The following is a 17,372-nucleotide window of genomic DNA, read 5'->3' on the forward strand; positions in this document are numbered from 1 at the left end:
TTGTTGAGCGACCATTACTATCAGGCACATGTGTTTGTCTGTCAGAACGAACGCCCAAACGGGCATGAACGCGGATGCTGCCAGTCCAAGGGTGCGACCAAACTGCGTAATTACATGAAGGTCCGCGCCAAGGAACTGGGCCTGCCGATGACCCGGATCAATACCGCCGGGTGCCTTGATCGTTGCGAATTGGGGCCGGTGATGGTGATTTACCCCGAAGGTACGTGGTATCGCTATGACAGCATGGAAGACATCGACGCGATCCTGACGGACCACCTTGTCGGTGGGCAGGTGGTCGAACGGCTCCGGCTTGCGGTGGATCAATGACGATCGTGACGTCGTCACGGTCCCGGGTTTCTAAGGTTTTGACCGCCAAATTTTCCGACACCGATTGCTGTGTCGTGACTCCTGAGCAGCCATCATCTCAAACCGTCACTCTCGCGTAGACGGGAGTCCATGGTGCTGCAAGCGCCGACCGCTTGTCTTCGTGCCTAAACGCGATCTGGATACCCGCCGTCGCGGGCATGACGGGTGACGGGGAAAACTCTCTGAAACAGTTTTTATTCTTCTGTTCCGGCCTTAAAGACCTGTTGGTATTTAAAGCGATATGTTGACCTTTCGGTCTGTCTGACCGATATCGACAGCACAGATTGACCGATCGCGTTGCCACGCCATCACGCAGGCCGCAGCGGTTGCCACAGCCAAAACGACGGACAGATGATGATTGCACACCAAAACACCATTTTTGCCCTGTCATCCGGGGCCGGACGCGCCGGCGTTGCCGTCATCCGTCTTTCGGGTCCTGCGGCGGGCCAGACGCTCTGTGCGTTGCTGGGCCGTGATCACCTGCCCAAACCGCGCCAGGCGGTCTATGCGCCGATCCGTGATCCGCAAACCGGCGAACGGCTTGATGATGCGGTGGCGATCTATTTTGCTGGTCCGGCCAGCTTTACCGGCGAAGACGTGGTGGAGCTTCATACCCACGGTGGGCGGGCTGTCATTGATGGGGTGCTGGAATGCCTGTCGCGCCAACCGGGCCTGCGGATTGCCGAACCGGGCGAATATACCAAGCGCGCCTTTGAAAACGGCAAGATGGACCTGACCGCCGCCGAAGGCATTGCCGATTTGATCGATGCCGAAACCGCCGCCCAGCGCCGTCAGGCCGTGCGCCAGATGGCCGGGGAGTTGGGCGCGCTATATGAAGATTGGCGCGCACGCCTGATGAAGGCGCTGGCCCATATTGAGGCCGATATTGATTTCCCCGACGAAGATTTGCCCGACGGGATTGTACCGGTGGTGCGCGGCGATTTGATCGCGGTGGGCGAGGCAATCACCCGCCATCTGGCCGATAATCGCCGGGGTGAACGTCTGCGCGAAGGGTTCCAGATTGTCATCCTTGGCGCGCCCAATGCCGGGAAATCAAGCTTGCTTAACCGCCTTGCCCAGCGCGATGCCGCCATTGTATCGGAAATTGCCGGGACCACACGCGACATGATCGAAGTCCATCTTGATCTGGGTGGGTTCCCCGTCACCATGGTTGATACGGCTGGCTTGCGCGAAAGTGGTGATGTGATTGAAACCGAAGGCGTGCGGCGTGCAACGGCACGGGCGGATAATGCCGATTTGCGGCTTGTGGTGATTGATCGCGACGACTGGCCGACCATTGATCCCGAAGCCGCCCGTTTGATTGATGGCAGCACCATATTGCTGATCAACAAGGTCGATGATCTTGGCAGCGCCGATATTCCCAAGGTTTGGAACGGGACATCGGCGGGCGGGGCCAAGCTGGAGCTTCCCGTTTTGCCCATATCGGCCATGACCGGGCAGGGGATGGAAAGCCTCTTGCAACTGCTGGAGACTCGCGTAAAAGAAGGGCTCGATTTTGCCGGTCCCGTACCCCTGACACGGTTGCGGCACAGGCGCGCACTTGAAAGTGCCAGCGACCATCTGGATCGCGGAATGAAGACCGATATCGCCGAACTTGCTGCTGAGGATGTACGCCTCGCGGTGCGGGAAATCGGCAAGATTACCGGACGTGTCGATGTGGAAGACTTGCTTGATATTATCTTCGGCGACTTCTGTATCGGCAAATAAGATTACCAGAAAGTGTTTCACGTGAAACATCGGCCGTTCCGATGACGCGTGTTTGACGTTTAGAACCCCTAAAAGGTTCGATCCCGCAAAACGACGGCGGGGGATGGAATGAGGAAGTCGATGTCTCAGACTGAGCAGCAGAACCGTTTTGATGTGATTGTGGTTGGTGGTGGCCATGCCGGTTGCGAAGCCGCAGCTGCCGCTGCGCGCATGGGCGCAAACACCGCACTGGTCACGCACCGCGCCGATCGCATCGGGGAAATGTCGTGTAACCCGGCCATCGGTGGTCTGGGCAAGGGACATATGGTCCGCGAAGTCGATGCGCTGGACGGGGTGATGGGCCGTGCGATTGACCGGGCTGGCATTCAGTTCCGCATGCTCAACCGCTCCAAAGGACCGGCCGTACGCGGACCGCGTGCACAGGCCGACCGCAAGCTGTATCGTCAGGCGGTGCAGGATATTTTGGCTGAACAAGAAAACCTCACCATCCTTGAAGGCGGTGTTGAAGACCTGATCATTGATGAGAACCATCGCGTTGCGGGTGTGATCACCGGCGATGGCAGCAGCTATCATGCGGGCGCAGTCGTTCTGACCACCGGCACGTTCTTACGCGGGCTTATTCATATCGGTGAAAAAACCACGCCGGCTGGCCGCATTGGCGATGCGCCGTCGATGGGGCTGTCCGAGACGCTGGAAAAATACGATTTCAAACTGGGCCGTCTTAAAACCGGGACACCGGCGCGCCTTGATGGCCGCACCATTGATTGGGCCAGCCTGCAGGAACAGCCGGGCGATACACCACCCGATCCGTTTTCCTTCCTGACCTCTAAAATCACCGTGCCGCAAATCCCGTGTCATTTGACCTGGACGACGGACGCGACCCACGAAATCATTCGTGCCAATCTGCACCGCGCGCCAATGTATAGTGGCCAGATCAACAGCAGCGGCCCGCGCTATTGCCCGTCGATTGAAGACAAGGTCGTGCGCTTTGCCGAGAAAAATCAGCACCAGATTTTCCTGGAGCCCGAAGGCTTGGATGATCCAACCGTCTATCCGAACGGCATTTCAACCTCATTGCCGGAGGATGTTCAGCTCGCCATGCTGGTCACCATTCCGGGTCTGGAAAAGGTTGAAATCTTCCGTCCCGGCTATGCGGTGGAATATGATTTCGTTGATCCGCGTGAATTGCGCCATACGCTGGAAACCAAAAAAATCGCCGGGCTGTTCTTTGCCGGGCAGATCAATGGCACGACCGGCTATGAAGAAGCCGCCGGGCAGGGGCTTGTCGCCGGGGTCAACGCAGCACTTCTATGTGATGGCGGCGAACGCGAATTCCGGCTTGATCGGGCGGACGCCTATATCGGGGTGATGATCGATGATCTGGTGACGCAAGGGACGCGCGAACCCTATCGCATGTTTACATCCCGCGCCGAATACCGGTTGATGCTGCGCGCCGATAACGCCGATCAGCGGTTGACCGATCGCGGGCTTGAAATTGGTTGTGTCGCATCGACCCGTGAACAGGTCTGGGGCGATAAAAAAGCCGCGCTTCAGGCTGCCAAGAGTGACGTGTCCAGCTTGGCCGAAACACCCAATACGCTGGTGAAATTTGGCATCAAGATCAACCTTGATGGCGTGCGCCGCAGTGCCTACGACCTGCTGGCTTATCCTGATATCGACTTTGACACCCTGACCAAGGTCTGGCCGCAGCTTGCCACCATTGATCCGGCGATCAAGGAACAGGTGGCGATTGATGCACAGTACAAAGGCTACCTTGACCGTCAATCTGCCGACATTGCGGCCTTCCGCCGGGACGAAGAATTGCGCCTGCCACGCGGTCTTGATTTCGATAAGGTCGGTGGGTTGTCGGCGGAAATCCGCATTAAGCTGAAAGAAATTCAGCCGGAAACCATCGGCGCCGCATCGCGTATTCCCGGTGTGACCCCGGCGGCGGTGACCGCCCTGTTGGGTCATATCAAAAGTCACAAGCATCAGGTCAAAAACGCCCGCAGCGCATAAGGGCTTTAAGCGATAGACGTGTAGGCGCGCGAGGCACCCCGACGCCTCTAACAAAGTTCGTACCATCGACAAAGATCAACAGCCCGGTCGGTTTGCTCCGATCGGGCTGTTTTCGTTTAGGCCAGCGCAACCAAACACCACACCTAAAACGCCAAGCCGTATCTACGTCCTTACGGGGTAACCTTTGAAGGCGAGGGGGTAGGTCATCCGAAGGAAGTAAGGTATCTTTCAATAAGATCAGCCCGCGCCCTCAAACGCCAAGAATCGATCTTTCTGCCCGTCGCAAAGGGTCATCTGGCTAAACGGACACCTGTTCAAATTTGGGCTGGCTCTAGGCTGGTTGATGTCCGAAGGGAAGAGACAAGCGGCGGGAGAAGGTTGCCAAATTCTCGACAGGATACGAACGTCAAGCCTCTGAGGTTGAGGGCGGCTTGGGGGCTGGCTGGGCGGCAAAGAATTTCAGCAAAGATTATTTTGTTGGACAGGCAGCGGTTCGGCGGACATCGCTGCCAGCGACCAAGAGGTAAAGGGTAGGTGTCTCGATATTCAGATGCGTGCCCGCGAGCGCAGGCTCATGAGGAAGTAAGCCGATGCATTTTTCTGACGAAAAACATCTTTTTCAATGTTTCACGTGAAACATTTCGGCAAAAATTGATCTATTTTCGCTGCTCGGAGCGATAAAAAGATGCGTCAATGTGAAGTCAAAGCTGGCGTGTTTTGAAAACGCGGCGTATAAATCGTTTATGCAATCCATTTCCGAACCCGTAAAAACATGGTTTGAGCGCGATTTGAGTGTTTCACGTGAAACATTGGACCGCTTGAACCAGTATGCAGACCTCGTTGTGAAGTGGCAGCCGCGAATTAATATTGTCGGCGCCAGCACAGCAGAAGACGTTTGGGGACGTCATTTACAGGATTCTGCGCAGCTTTGGCCGCATCTTCAGGACGTCGCGACCACTGGTAAAATCGTTGATTTTGGGTCTGGCGCTGGTTTCCCCGGCATTGTCCTTGCCATTTTAGGGGCAGGGAATGTCACGATGATGGAATCCAACACCAAGAAAACCGTCTTTCTGATGGAAGCCGCACGGGTGTGTGGTGTTCTTGGGCAGACCAAGATTGCCCGCGAGCGAATCGAAGCGGCCCAGCCGTGCGAAGCCGATGTGGTGACGGCGCGTGCTTTCGCACCCCTGCCAAAACTGTTGGAATTTGGCCAAAGACACCTGAAACCGGGTGGCCATTATGTGTTGCTAAAAGGACGTGCCTTTGAGGATGAACTGGCGGACGCACGCGACGCTGGTTGGACATTTGATGTAACCACGCATGCCAGCCTGGTCGATCCGGACGGCGTTGTGATGATCTTAAAAGGAGTGAGCCGGTGACCGACGTAATTGACTTGCCGCTTTCGACCAAAGCCAAGGGTGAAGGACATCGCCCGCGCATCATTTCAGTGGCCAATCAGAAGGGTGGGGTTGGTAAAACAACGACAACGATCAATCTGGCGACCGCCTTGGCAGCCGTCAACCAGCGGGTTTTGATTGTTGATCTTGACCCGCAGGGCAATGCCAGCACCGGTCTTGGGCTGCGCCCGTCAGACCGTCAGATCAGTTCCTATGACGTGTTGATCAATGGCAACACCCTTGAAGAAGCGCGGATTGATACGCCGATCCCGCGTCTGAGCATTGTGCCCGCGGGCATGGATTTGACGGGGGCGGAGATTGAGCTGGTTGATTTCGAACGGCGCGAAACCCAGCTTAAAGAATCGCTGGCCCGGTTGCCGCATGACGTTGATTACGTGCTGATTGATTGTCCGCCGTCTTTGGGGCTTTTGACCCTGAATGCACTGGTGGCGTCTGACGCAGTTTTGGTGCCATTGCAGTGTGAATTCTTTGCCCTTGAAGGCATTAGTCATCTGGTGCGCACGATCAAGCGGGTCAAAAAGGCGTTTAATCCGGATCTTGAGATTCAGGGCATTGTTCTGACCATGTATGACAAGCGTAATAACCTGTCTGCACAGGTTGCCAATGATGTACGTGATTATTTTGGCGATGTGGTTTATCGCACCGTGATCCCGCGCAATGTTCGGGTATCGGAAGCACCAAGTCACGGCACGCCGGTTCTGGTTTACGATATGAAATGCCCCGGTTCACGGGCCTATCTTAATCTCGCCAGTGAAGTCTTGAAACGCGAAGGGGTGAAAGCATGAGCGAAGCAAAAAAACGTGGGTTGGGTCGCGGGCTGTCGGCTCTTCTGGGTGAAGAAGACGAGGATGTCGGGGTTGCCGTTGCCGCCAATGCCGACGCGGCGGTCGCACACCCGGGGCCGGGGGGCACGACGCAGCATATTGCGATTACCGATCTGAAACCGTCGCCGTTCCAGCCGCGCAGTAATTTTGACGATGAAGCAATCGATGACCTCGCGGCCTCAATCCGCGAGAAGGGTATTATCCAGCCGATTCTTGTCCGTGCGTCGTCAACCGGCGAAACCACCTATGAAATCATTGCTGGCGAACGGCGCTGGCGTGCCGCGCAGCGCGCCCAGCTGCATGAAGTGCCGGTCTTGGTGCGCGACTTTGATGACCGTGAAACGGCCGAAATTGCCCTGATTGAGAACCTGCAGCGTCAGGATCTTTCGCCGCTGGAAGAAGCTGAAGGCTATAACCGGCTGATGAGCGAGTTTGCCCATACGCAGGAAGCGCTGGGTCAGGCGCTGGGCAAAAGCCGAAGCCACATCGCCAACAGTTTGCGCCTGCTCGCCCTTGCCGCACCGATCAAGCAGATGCTGTCAGACAAAGTTTTAAGTGCTGGTCATGCGCGTGCTTTGCTGGGTGCTGAGAATGCGGTTGAGTTGGCAACCCAGATTGTCAAAAAGGGCCTGAACGTCCGCCAGACGGAAAAACTGGTGAAAACCGACGGCGGTAAAACAGCCCGTCCGAAGAAGTCATCAGGGGGGCGTTCGGCCGACAAAGACCCAGATACAGTGTCTCTGGAACGTGACCTTAGCAACATGTTGGGGTTGGCGGTTAATATCGACTTTGACGGGGCGGCGGGTAAAATCTCCATCCGCTATGAAACGCTTGAGCAGCTTGACGATATTTTACAGCGCCTGACCCACGGTAAGGCAGGGGAAATGGCGGGTGACGACTCCAGTGCTGATCTGTCTGATTCGGATGAAAACGAATTCGACTCGATGTTTATCGAAGACGATGAAGCCGGTAGCGGTGCGGAAAATGATGATGAGGATGCGCTGACGGTTGAGCTCGAATCGATTGCCGATGCGGTGCATGGCACTGAAGACAGGGCTGGGGACGTGCTGGACGACGACCTGATCATGGATGATGAGCCCGAAGGGGATGCGCCGATCGAACAGGAAGAGGTTGGCGAAGACGCGCTGGAGGAGGTGGCCGATGGCACCGGAAAAAAGCCGGAACGTAAAATCCGCATGCAAGATCTTGATCGCGACAAGATGAACGCGCTCAAGGCTCTTAAGCAAGAGCAGGATAAAGCCAGAGCCAAGGCTAACGGGACTGAGGTTGTAGTGAAGCGCATTCTTTAGGGTTTAAAGCCCCGTTATACCGTCTCAGCGTCGATTTGAACCGGGTTATAGACTCATACGAAAAGAGAAGGGCTTTAGAAACCGGGGACTCGGCGCTATACAGCCGCTCTGCGCACTTTTGGCGCGCATTCTGGGTGTTGAATCATGCCATTTACAGGTTAAGTCAGGCTTTTCCCGAGGCTGCCCTGTGATGTTTTAGCGACGTGCCTGCTTTTGCCGGGCGACGGCGATTTTGATCATGGCACGGTGCGCGATGGTTTCAGGAACGGCAAGACTACTTTTGCAGTCTTTTTCTGCCTCAAGCAGGATTTGCAGCGCGCGTTGCAAGGTTGGAACGGCCCAATTGTTCAGGTTGGCCCGGAACTGATCGGCGGCCTTGAAAAACAGCGGCGGGCGCAGGGATTTCATTGCCTGTTCAGTATTGGCTCCTTGGGTGATCTGTCCTTTGACCAGATGCAGTTTCTGGAAATATCCGAGCATCATGCGAAGCGCGCCAACAGGATTGAGGCCTTCTTCGGTGAGGCGGGTAAGGGCCGTGTCGAGATTGACGACATTGCCCTGTGAAACGGCTTGTATGACATCGTCATAATGGCGGGCTGAGCTGTCGCCAACGCAATCCATCGCATCGGCCAGTGTGACTTGACCGTCCTTGAACGCATAGAGGGCGAGTTTTTCAAGCTCGCTTCGCGATATCATGCGGTCCGAGCCCAGATTGGCAACCAGATAGCGGGTCGCATCGCGATCAATGCGCAGTTTGTGATCTTCCATCACCGCACTGATCAGACCTTCAAGGTCGCGGCCGCTGTCGGCATAGCACGGAAGGGCCATGCCGTTGCCGGCCTTTTCAACCGCCTGACGCAATTTGGAACGGGATGGCAAACTGCCAGCTTCGATCACGATCAGGGCGTCACCCGCAGGGTCTTTGAGGAAGTCGGCAATTGCCGCGGCCTGTGCATCGCCAATGTCGCGGAGTCGGATGACGCGACGCCCGCCACCAAAACTGATGGCGGCGGCTTCGTCGCGCAGGCGGCTGCTGTCTTCTTTTAGCTGGGCACTGCCCATTTCGATTACCCGAAAAGGATCCTTGAGGTCTTCGACGACGGTTTTGGCAAGCTTTACCGCACGTTCGCGCACAAGACCTTCGTCCTCGCCATAGATCAGCACCAACTGTGCCTTGGCGTCTGGCGCACGGAGAAAGGTTTCGACCTGGGCTGCCTTGAGTTTCATCGGTTAGATACGTCTTCCAGAGAAGGTCTTACGGAATGGCGCGCAGGCCAACGGCAACCTGATTGGCGATTTGCTGTGCCAGATTACGCGCGGCGTCACGACGGGCGGCTTTTTCTGCTTCGAGGCTGGCAAAGTCCGAATCGACAATGTTGTAACTAGTGCGTGCCCTTACGAAGCCCTGACGCAACAGTGCGGCGTCGGACTTGCGGGTTAGTTGATAGGTTGCTTCAAGCAAATAGTCGGCAATTGTTGCTTCGTTGTCTTTGGTAAAGCCCTGTTCGCTGGTCGACTCGGATACTTCTACGTCCAATGTGTAAGCAGGATTGGAAGCCTGACCGCGGGGGGTAAGAGTTTCGATTAAAAGGTTGCGCGTAATTTGGCCGACACGGTCATTGATCAGGGTGACTTCGACCTGTGACATATCTACAGCGGTGCTTTGTCCACTGCGATCTTCTGCATAGAGCGGGCGAAAGCCGCAGGCACTCAGAGACATCAGGGCAATCAGTGTGAGTGCTGGGAAAATGGCGCGCAATTTCATTCAATAGAACCTTTTATCCAAGGAGCTTTCATCAGACCGTGGCGACACAATAGGTCGTAACCGATAAAAGGGCAAAACAGAGTGAGATTGGCAAGGAAAGAATGAAGAGCATCCGGGCTTTCCGAGAGGCCGTTTTGCACACTTTGTGTTTCGGAATGAGCTGTCAGGTTTTGAAACATTTTTCGAAGATTGGCGATTGCGACGTTACTCCGTCCTGCCATCAGTGCCGGATATAGTGTGGCAAAGGTGCTTTCAGCTGTTGCCGGGATTGTGTCAACGCATCCGGTCGCGGGTTTTGCATCAGCCAATGTACGCCAGACCAGACGCAGCCAGCGCCAATGGCCAATCAGTGCGTTTTGCGTGATCTGAAGCGGTCTGTGCAGCGGGACATCTGCCAGCAAGGCAAGGGTGAGGACATCAAGACCAACTTCCTGACACATCGTTCGGGCATCTGGTACAACAAAATCCGTGGTGACTTTTCCCGAAGTTGCCGGGGTCGCGACAAATTCCCCGCCAGCCATTGTGGTGATGGACGCGGCAAGTATCTGGCGCAGGGGGCTGAGCGGTCCGGAAAGTGCTGCATATATATCGGGGCGTTGCTGTTCAACGAAGAACCCCCAATCGCGCATCAGCGAATGGGGGTTGTATTCAGGCGATATATATAAAGAGGTATCGTCCATCAGCCTACTCGGCGGTTGCGCTATCGATTCGCAACTGGCGGGCGCGGGTGAGGATGGCGTCTTCCATCGATGTGACTGTACCCGGTTCGACCACGGCATCCTGCCACTGATTGGGGCCGACATTGACTTGGCGGAAAACCGAAACCTTAATCGCGTCCGACCGAAGGGCTGTGCCAAGGATATAAGCCGTCAGTTTGAACCGCTCATTTGGCGTTTCACCGGGCGTATACCAGTCGGTAATGATCACGCCGCCAAACGGATCGGCTGAGTTAAGTGGCATGAAAGAAAGGGTGTCGAGGGTTGCCCGCCACAGGAAGCTGTTCACACCAATGCCCGATCCAGTGCCCTTTTTGGAATCCTCTCCGCCAAACAGGCTCAGACTATCACCGAAGACTGTGCCACGCTCTTTCTCTTGGGCGCGGGTCATGGCGCGGCCATTTACGCGTTCATCGGTGTTTGCCGATCCGGGAAACTGGTCATAGTCGACAGAACTTGAAGAACAGCCCGCCAGCACGACAGCGAATCCGGCGCAAAGTACCAAAGATTTAAACGAAGACAAGGTCACCATTTTCGGCCTTTAAGATCATTGGAATGCAAAATTTCCGCGAATATAGGGCGGATCGGGTTTGTGATCAAAGAAAACCGGTGTGCTTTTTGTGCCACAGTGTTTGATCAATGTATCATTTTGGACACAGTGTTGCTTGACGGTGCGATCATTTGGTGGCTCCATGCTTCTCGAACCGGGCGGCATAAGCTGTCCAAATAATTTTTGTAGCGTAAAACGCTTGCAAAGACGTTGAGGGAAAAGATGAAAAAGATTCTTGTTGCTTCCAGCGCACTCGTCGCTGTCGCATTCGCAGGCCAGGCACAGGCTTCCGAGAAAATCAGCCTGTCGGTTGGTGGTTATATGGAACAGTGGATTGGTGTTGCTGATCAGGACCGTGGTGAATCACGTAACGCTTTCCAGTCCGACACCGAAGTTCACTTCTCGGGTTCGACCACCCTTGATAACGGTATCGAAGTTGGTGCCAAAATCGAACTCGAAGGTGAAGGCGGCAACGCAGGCACCATGGTTGACGAACAGTACCTGTACGTTAATGGCGGCTTCGGTCAGGTCAAACTCGGTGCCGAAGACGGCGCTGCTGCTGACATGGGCATTACTGGTCCTTCTGTTGGCCCGGTTGGCGTCAACGATGGCGATCTGCCGAACTGGGTTGCTATCAATGCTTTCCCTGACACCGTTCCGGCTGGTGGCGATTCCAAGCGTCTGACCTATTACACCCCGGTTATGGGTGGTTTCCGCGCTGGTTTGTCCTATGCGGATGATGACTCTTCGGAAAACAGTGACACGGTAACAACCGGTGACAACCGCGTTTCCGGTGGTCTTGAATTCCGTCACGACTTCGACGGTGTTTCCCTTGGTGTTTCGCTTGTTGGTGAGCACATGGGTGAAGGCGAATGGTACGGCCTCGGCGCAACCGTTGGCTTTGGTAACTTCACCGTTGGTGGTTCTGTTTCTGAAACCGATGGCGAATTCGGCCAGGGTCAATCAGCCACCCAGGTTAGTGACACTACCGATTTCGAAATCGGCGTTGCTTATGCAATGGATGCAGCGTCTGTGTCCCTTAGCTATGGCTATGGTGAGAACGAAAGCACCGCAGCTGGTTCCACCGATGCAGCGACCAGCGGCGTTGATGAAATCAACACCGTTGACCTCGGCCTTGCTTACACGCTTGGCGCTGGCGTAACCTGGAAGTCTTCTATCTTCTGGTTCGATGACAAAGGTCAGAATGCTGGCAATGCTGACGACAATGACGGTTACGGCGCTGTTACCGGTCTTGCTCTTTCCTTCTAATCCTTAATCGGATTAGCTGAAAAGTTGAAGGGGGTGGATTTTCCACCCCCTTCTTTTTTTGTTTGTTGCTATGTTGAGCAAATCCTAAAGCGATCAAACTTCTGGTGGGACGTTAGGATTTTGCGGCTAATAGATTTCTTCGCGGTTTCGGGTTCTAGATAAGTGGGTTGTTGGGCTTTCCGACCGTTTTTTAACGATGGCTTACGTCAAACCGGTTCTGGCAAAATCGTTCAAGTGGTTTCCCCAAGGTAAGAGGCTAGGTCCTAGACCATCCACAACGTCCACACATGCCGCATTATCATTTCCTCAATCGCTAAATCCCTGTGACTTTTCAATCGACTGTAGAGAATATGCTTTTCATCATATTTAAATGACCATTATTTATTTATATCACTTATTTATGTGATTTTCTGATCATGCAGGTGTTTAATGGTAAAACAATAAGACGATTGATCAGTAAAAAGATCTACTTTGCGGCTAGTTGCGTGACAAAAATGCAACATTGCGATATATAAATAACTAATGGTCATTTATTGATATTGACCAAGGGTCATTTGATTGGTTTTATGGGTCTCGACAGATCGAAGGGCCGCTCGGTTCATTCCCCTTCGTCTCAAACCAATTTTTATCTCGAGGGTTATGATGAAAAAGATTCTTTTTGCTTCCAGCGCACTCGCCGCTGTTGCTTTTGCCGGTTCCGCACAGGCGTCCGAAAAAATCCAGCTTGAAGTTGGTGGTTACATGGAACAGTGGGCTGGTTTCTCTGATCAGGACAACACCCCGTCAGGTGGCCGTAACAATGCATTCCAGTCCGATACCGAAGTTCACTTCTCGGGCAAAACCACCCTTGATAACGGCATTGAAGTTGGTGCCAAAATCGAGCTCGAAGGCGAAACCTCTGGTGACCAGATTGACGAACAGTACCTGTTCGTAAACGGTGGCTTTGGTCGCATCGAAATGGGTAAGAACGACAGTGCAGCTGACTCAATGGCTCTGCAGGCACCGTCGGTTGGTCCGGTTGGCGTCAACGATGGTGATTTGTCAAACTGGGTCGATGCATATTTGATCGATACCATCCGTTCGAGTGGCGATCAGAACCGCGTTAGCTACTTCACCCCGTCCTTCGGTGGTTTCCGTGCCGGTGCGTCGTATGCTGACGACAGCCAGCGCAATGGTAGCAACAGCTACAATGGCACAGACGGCGGCGGTGACAGCATCGTTTCTGGTGCACTTGCCTTTGATCATGACTTCAACGGTGTTGCTCTTGGTCTTTCTGCCACCGGTGAACATTCAGAAGACGGTTACTGGTACGGTCTTGGTTCGACTGTTGGCTTTGGCAACTTCACCGTTGGTGGTTCTTACGGCCACACCGAAGACGACTACGGTCTGAACGCCACCAACCAAGACCTCGATGCGTTTGACCTTGGTGTTTCCTATGCGATGGACGCCGCAACCGTATCCTTGGGCTATGGTTACGAAGAAGTTGACAACAGCGGTGATATCAGCACGGTTGACCTCGGCATGGCTTACACCCTTGGTGCAGGCGTGACTTGGAAATCTTCTGTCTATTGGTTTGACCAGGAAGCAGACAGCACCAACAATTCTGCTACCAGCGGCATCAGCGGCGACAATGACGGCTACGGTGTTGTTACCGGTCTGCGTCTCGACTTCTAATTCTTCGGAATTGGATTACAGATGTGAAGGAGGTGGCTTTGGCCGCCTCCTTCTTTTTTTGTCTGCCTGACGTGTTTGATGCTGATGATTGCACCGAATAAGATGCGATGACTTATGGCGTCGCCAGTATTTTCAAATCTTCGTCGAGAATTTGAAAAATCGCATCTGGATCAGACTGCAAATGCGATACACAAGGTACGGTTGATGAGACAACCATCTTTTCGGCCAAAGCTTTGTTGCTGGCTGCCGGAAGGTTGCCAAGTTTTTCAAACGGGACTTTCAGGCTGCCCATGCAGCCGATCTGGCCATCGGAGGTCGCACGGAGTTTGGCAAGCCCGCAGGGGGCGGCACAAAAATCACCGCGATAGGTGCTTTGCCAGTTGCGTAAATTTGTATGGCGGCCTTGCAGGACCTTGGCCGCGGCGGATGTGTAAATCCCAAGGCCCGGTGTTTGAAACAGCTTGGTGATGTGGGCCGGGCCGCTGTCGGCCAGCACGACGTAATCCTGTTTTTCCATAAAACCGATCAGTTCGCCAATCGTGCGAAATCCGTCAATGATGGTGACATTTTCAAGCTTATCGGCGGCAATGCTGTCTTTATAGGCGCGCATGACCCCCTGATAGGCATTCAAAATAAGCGTGATCTGATGCCCGGCATTGCCCAGCATTTGCGCGATGTCGCGGACCAATGCCGGGGGCAGGGTGCGCAAGGGGGATGAGGCCATGGGCAAAATGCCGATGTTCATGCCGGGCTTTGCCATTGGTTGGCGCGCCGGCAGGGCAATCGGTGATATTGCAAAGGCCGTGCACAGGGATTCTTCGGGGTTAACCGGCATCAGGGTAATTGTATCCCAGCCTTCCATTTCGCTGAGATCAATCACGTGATCAAAGCGGGCGAGCTGTTTTGACGATATGAACAGTTGGAAGATTTCGATGTCGGCAACCGTGGCGAAAATATCCGATGCGCTGGCACTGTTGAGCACAGCTATTTTTGCATCCGGGTATTTTTGCGCAAAGGCGCGAAAGAACAACACCATGCCAACACAATCGCCCAGTGCATCATCGGGGATCAGAAACAAAACACTGGATTTGGCAAAGTCGGTTTCCGACCATGCCGCACGGGGCAATACCCGGGGGTGGAAAGCATCTGACTTGATCTGGACCGAGGGTGCGGTCGCCAAGGCCTGCTGGCGCAACAAGGATGTGGTGCGGGTGAAATAAATCGGGCTGCCGTCCGAAGATTGGCCCAGTGTCGGGCTGACATTGGGCAGGCCGAACTGAAACGGCGCCCTGGATGCGAATCGGGTGAATTTTTTGCGGGCAGGGTGCAGCTTATGGCGCGGTTTTGCGGGCATTGCGGGGCGATACTCCATGCACCGGCGGGGGTGATCAAGCCCCAGAAAACCCGATCCCGGCCAAAGACGCAAGGGCTGACCCGCGCAGTTTCCCAACATTTTTGCGATTGATTCCACCAAGTCCAATCGGGCTGATGGCGTGATGTGCACAGATGTGCGCAATACGTTGAACAACGCCAAACGGCATGGTGGATGCGCCGGGGTGGCTTTGGGTCGCAAAAACCGGCGAAATGAACAGGCCGTCGGGGCGAATGTTCGCTGGCAAAAGGCACAATTTCCGGGCTGTCGTCATGCTGTGACAGGCGGATGTGACGATCAACCCGTCTGGGATTTGTCGATAGATCGATGGCGACTGCCAGATGCGATATTCGGGCAAATGCACCCCGTCGGCGCCAAGGGTCAGTGCGAGTGCAACGTCATTGGCAATCAGCATCCGGTGGCCCAGACGGCGGCATTGCGAACGCAGTTTTGCCGCAAGGCTGGCCCGGTCAGGGTGATCATAATGGCGAAAAACCACCATGCTGTGACGGGGCAGTTTTGTAATTGCCGCAACCGGATCGGGCAGGCGGTGATCATCGGTCATGAGGATAACCGGTGGGAAAGGGCCATTGGTAACGCAATTGCGTAAATTCAGTTGGTGTGCCTGCTTTAACAGGGAGGCGTCCATTGATAGTATCCCGATTTCGTAAGGCGTATTTCAAACCATTAGGATCCATCATCCATGAGCGATCATGATCTGTCATCTGGCAATAGTGATGTTGCACAGAACCTGCGCGATATTCAGGACAATATCAATGCCGCCTGTAAGGCTGCTGATCGTGATCCAACGTCGGTGACCCTGGTCTGTGTATCCAAAAACCACGCAGCAGATCATGTGCGCACGGCATTGGTTGAAGGACGGCGGGTTTTTGGCGAAAACCGGGTGCAAGAAGCGGCTGGAAAATGGCCGGGCTTGCGCGATGAATTTCCCGATGTGGAATTGCATCTGATTGGGCCGCTTCAGACCAATAAGGTCAAGGACGCCGCCCGATTGTTTGATGTGATTGAGACGGTGGATCGGCCAAAACTGGCCCGTGCATTGGCAAAGCACCGGGACACGACAGGCGAATGCCCGGATTTGTTCATTCAGATCAATACCGGTGAAGAACCGCAAAAGGCTGGTATCGCCCCCAATGATGCGGATGAATTTATCGCCATGTGCCGTGATGAGTTGAATTTGCCAATTACGGGGTTGATGTGCATTCCTCCGGTCGATGAAGAACCAGCACCGCATTTTTTATTGCTGGGAAAGATTGCCGACCGTCACGGGATTGCGATCAGAAGCATGGGCATGAGCAGTGATTACGAGGCCGCAATCCGGTTTGGTGCGACACATATCCGGGTTGGAACGGCAATTTTCGGGTCTCGGGGGTATTAATCGGCACTTCAGGCAATTTTAAAGGGGCTGAATTTGATATTTTCCCCAAAATTCAGCAAAAATTGCGTTTAAAGTGCAATAATCATGCTAATTACCGATGGAAACTGATTTTTCGGGTTTCTGTGGATAATCAGCCCGATATCCAAGACGCGCGACATTCAAGTTTGTGACAAAAAATCCCGCTTTTTATCGCGGGATTTTTTTAAACCGATGATCACGCGATGGTCCAACCTTACGGGATCAGCTTGTAACCACCCGGCTCGGTGACCAGAATCGTCGCGTTTGACGGGTCTTTTTCGATTTTCTGACGCAGGCGATAGACATGGGTTTCAAGCGTGTGGGTGGTAACCCCGGCGTTATAGCCCCAGACTTCATCAAGCAGCGTTTCGCGGGTGACCGGCTTGTCGCCTGCACGGAACAGGAATTTCAGGATCGAGGTTTCCTTTTCCGTCAGGCGGACTTTCTTTTCGCTGACCGTTTCGATCAGAATTTTTGCACTGGGCTGGAAGCTATAGGGGCCAATGACAAAGACCGCGTCTTCGCTTTGTTCGTGCTGGCGGATGTGAGCGCGGATGCGCGCCAAAAGCACATTGAGGCGGAACGGCTTGGTGACATAATCATTGGCACCTGATTCAAGGCCAAGGATGGTGTCGGAATCACTATTGGCCCCGGTTAGCATGATAATCGGGGATTTGACGCCCGCACGGCGCATCAATTTGCAGACATCGCGGCCATCCATATCGGGCAGCCCGACATCAAGCAAAATCATGTCAAAATAGGCTTCTTTCGCGGCATCGAGTGCATCCTTGCCACTGTTGGCGACAACACATTCGAATTCCTCGTGCAGTCGAAGCTGCTCGGTCAAAGACTGGCTGAGTGCTGCATCATCTTCAACGACGAGAACCTGTTTACCTGTCGACATTCACCATCCCTTGCTGCTTGTCAGAACCCGGATCAATTTC

Annotated in this window: 16 protein-coding genes; 9 read left to right on the plus strand and 7 right to left on the minus strand. The window is 54.2% G+C overall.

The features are described from left to right. Positions 1-3: 3 nt before the first annotated feature. The 6 genes from COO92_RS08825 to COO92_RS08850 all read left to right on the plus strand — a co-directional run bounded on the left by COO92_RS08825 (position 4) and on the right by COO92_RS08850 (position 7,665). Positions 4-327 (plus strand): (2Fe-2S) ferredoxin domain-containing protein, encoded by a 324-nt coding sequence (locus COO92_RS08825; protein ID WP_101301765.1) that lies wholly within the window; start codon positions 4-6, stop codon positions 325-327. 393 nt (positions 328-720) lie between these two features. Next, a complete protein-coding gene (gene mnmE / locus COO92_RS08830; RefSeq protein WP_101301767.1) occupies positions 721-2,094 on the plus strand; it encodes a tRNA uridine-5-carboxymethylaminomethyl(34) synthesis GTPase MnmE in 1,374 nt (457 codons plus the stop codon). Positions 2,095-2,214: 120 nt separating this feature from the next. Continuing rightward, positions 2,215-4,113, plus strand: coding sequence for a tRNA uridine-5-carboxymethylaminomethyl(34) synthesis enzyme MnmG (gene mnmG, locus COO92_RS08835; protein ID WP_101301450.1), 1,899 nt, complete (start codon positions 2,215-2,217; stop codon positions 4,111-4,113). 743 nt (positions 4,114-4,856) lie between these two features. Continuing rightward, entirely contained in the window at positions 4,857-5,492 is a 636-nt protein-coding gene (gene rsmG / locus COO92_RS08840) for a 16S rRNA (guanine(527)-N(7))-methyltransferase RsmG (protein WP_101301769.1), read from the plus strand. Further along, entirely contained in the window at positions 5,489-6,316 is an 828-nt protein-coding gene (locus COO92_RS08845) for a ParA family protein (RefSeq protein WP_101301452.1), read from the plus strand. The genes rsmG and COO92_RS08845 overlap by 4 nt, the downstream gene beginning before the upstream one ends. Continuing rightward, positions 6,313-7,665, plus strand: a complete 1,353-nt coding sequence (locus COO92_RS08850) for a ParB/RepB/Spo0J family partition protein (protein ID WP_101301453.1) — start codon at positions 6,313-6,315, stop codon at positions 7,663-7,665. The genes COO92_RS08845 and COO92_RS08850 overlap by 4 nt, the downstream gene beginning before the upstream one ends. Positions 7,666-7,860: 195 nt before the next feature. On the opposite strand, the gene holA is transcribed toward COO92_RS08850, so the two are convergent. From holA to COO92_RS08870, 4 genes are read right to left on the minus strand one after another with little or no spacing between them, the layout of a single operon-like run. Further along, complete coding sequence (gene holA / locus COO92_RS08855) at positions 7,861-8,892, minus strand: DNA polymerase III subunit delta (RefSeq protein ID WP_101301455.1); 1,032 nt, start codon at positions 8,890-8,892, stop codon at positions 7,861-7,863. Between the two features lie 28 nt (positions 8,893-8,920). Then, positions 8,921-9,430, minus strand: coding sequence for an LPS assembly lipoprotein LptE (gene lptE, locus COO92_RS08860; protein ID WP_101301457.1), 510 nt, complete (start codon positions 9,428-9,430; stop codon positions 8,921-8,923). Next, on the minus strand, positions 9,427-10,110 hold the full coding sequence (locus COO92_RS08865) for a hypothetical protein (RefSeq protein ID WP_133125054.1): 684 nt from the start codon (positions 10,108-10,110) through the stop codon (positions 9,427-9,429). Before COO92_RS08865 ends, lptE begins: the two co-directional genes overlap by 4 nt. A 4-nt stretch (positions 10,111-10,114) precedes the next feature. Then, on the minus strand, positions 10,115-10,624 hold the full coding sequence (locus COO92_RS08870) for a DUF3576 domain-containing protein (protein ID WP_101301771.1): 510 nt from the start codon (positions 10,622-10,624) through the stop codon (positions 10,115-10,117). Positions 10,625-10,918: 294 nt separating this feature from the next. On the opposite strand from COO92_RS08870, the gene COO92_RS08875 reads away from it, so the two are divergent. Both COO92_RS08875 and COO92_RS08880 read left to right on the plus strand, forming a co-directional pair. Next, positions 10,919-11,965, plus strand: a complete 1,047-nt coding sequence (locus COO92_RS08875) for a porin (RefSeq protein ID WP_101301461.1) — start codon at positions 10,919-10,921, stop codon at positions 11,963-11,965. A gap of 642 nt (positions 11,966-12,607) precedes the next feature. Continuing rightward, positions 12,608-13,639 (plus strand): porin, encoded by a 1,032-nt coding sequence (locus COO92_RS08880; RefSeq protein ID WP_101301773.1) that lies wholly within the window; start codon positions 12,608-12,610, stop codon positions 13,637-13,639. A 112-nt stretch (positions 13,640-13,751) separates the two neighbouring features. Here the strand turns inward: COO92_RS08880 and COO92_RS08885 are convergent, their stop codons facing one another. Together COO92_RS08885 and COO92_RS08890 are read right to left on the minus strand one after the other, a co-directional pair. Continuing rightward, positions 13,752-14,993 carry a glycosyltransferase family 9 protein gene (locus COO92_RS08885; protein WP_101301463.1) on the minus strand — a complete coding sequence of 414 codons (1,242 nt, stop codon included), beginning with the start codon at positions 14,991-14,993 and terminating at the stop codon, positions 13,752-13,754. Positions 14,994-15,027: 34 nt separating this feature from the next. Further along, positions 15,028-15,576 carry a thiamine phosphate synthase gene (locus COO92_RS08890; protein ID WP_165792306.1) on the minus strand — a complete coding sequence of 183 codons (549 nt, stop codon included), beginning with the start codon at positions 15,574-15,576 and terminating at the stop codon, positions 15,028-15,030. 138 nt (positions 15,577-15,714) lie between these two features. On the opposite strand from COO92_RS08890, the gene COO92_RS08895 reads away from it, so the two are divergent. Further along, on the plus strand, positions 15,715-16,410 hold the full coding sequence (locus COO92_RS08895) for a YggS family pyridoxal phosphate-dependent enzyme (protein WP_101301466.1): 696 nt from the start codon (positions 15,715-15,717) through the stop codon (positions 16,408-16,410). A gap of 232 nt (positions 16,411-16,642) precedes the next feature. On the opposite strand, the gene COO92_RS08900 is transcribed toward COO92_RS08895, so the two are convergent. Continuing rightward, on the minus strand, positions 16,643-17,332 hold the full coding sequence (locus COO92_RS08900) for a response regulator transcription factor (protein ID WP_022733614.1): 690 nt from the start codon (positions 17,330-17,332) through the stop codon (positions 16,643-16,645). Positions 17,333-17,372 lie beyond the last annotated feature (40 nt).

Origin of the sequence: Thalassospira lohafexi (assembly GCF_002844275.1) — a bacterium.
Lineage (GTDB): Bacteria > Pseudomonadota > Alphaproteobacteria > Rhodospirillales > Thalassospiraceae > Thalassospira > Thalassospira lohafexi.

What these genes read in the sequence shown, in the direction of transcription:
- rsmG (WP_101301769.1), top strand. Translation starts at nt 4,857, where the DNA reads ATGCAATCCATTTCCGAACCCGTAAAAACATGGTTTGAGCGCGATTTG.
- COO92_RS08880 (WP_101301773.1), top strand. Translation starts at nt 12,608, where the DNA reads ATGAAAAAGATTCTTTTTGCTTCCAGCGCACTCGCCGCTGTTGCTTTT.
- COO92_RS08865 (WP_133125054.1), bottom strand. Translation starts at nt 10,110, where the DNA reads ATGGACGATACCTCTTTATATATATCGCCTGAATACAACCCCCATTCG.
- COO92_RS08885 (WP_101301463.1), bottom strand. Translation starts at nt 14,993, where the DNA reads ATGCCCGCAAAACCGCGCCATAAGCTGCACCCTGCCCGCAAAAAATTC.
- holA (WP_101301455.1), bottom strand. Translation starts at nt 8,892, where the DNA reads ATGAAACTCAAGGCAGCCCAGGTCGAAACCTTTCTCCGTGCGCCAGAC.
- COO92_RS08875 (WP_101301461.1), top strand. Translation starts at nt 10,919, where the DNA reads ATGAAAAAGATTCTTGTTGCTTCCAGCGCACTCGTCGCTGTCGCATTC.
- COO92_RS08895 (WP_101301466.1), top strand. Translation starts at nt 15,715, where the DNA reads ATGAGCGATCATGATCTGTCATCTGGCAATAGTGATGTTGCACAGAAC.
- mnmE (WP_101301767.1), top strand. Translation starts at nt 721, where the DNA reads ATGATTGCACACCAAAACACCATTTTTGCCCTGTCATCCGGGGCCGGA.
- mnmG (WP_101301450.1), top strand. Translation starts at nt 2,215, where the DNA reads ATGTCTCAGACTGAGCAGCAGAACCGTTTTGATGTGATTGTGGTTGGT.
- COO92_RS08890 (WP_165792306.1), bottom strand. Translation starts at nt 15,576, where the DNA reads ATGACCGATGATCACCGCCTGCCCGATCCGGTTGCGGCAATTACAAAA.
- COO92_RS08900 (WP_022733614.1), bottom strand. Translation starts at nt 17,332, where the DNA reads ATGTCGACAGGTAAACAGGTTCTCGTCGTTGAAGATGATGCAGCACTC.
- COO92_RS08850 (WP_101301453.1), top strand. Translation starts at nt 6,313, where the DNA reads ATGAGCGAAGCAAAAAAACGTGGGTTGGGTCGCGGGCTGTCGGCTCTT.
- lptE (WP_101301457.1), bottom strand. Translation starts at nt 9,430, where the DNA reads ATGAAATTGCGCGCCATTTTCCCAGCACTCACACTGATTGCCCTGATG.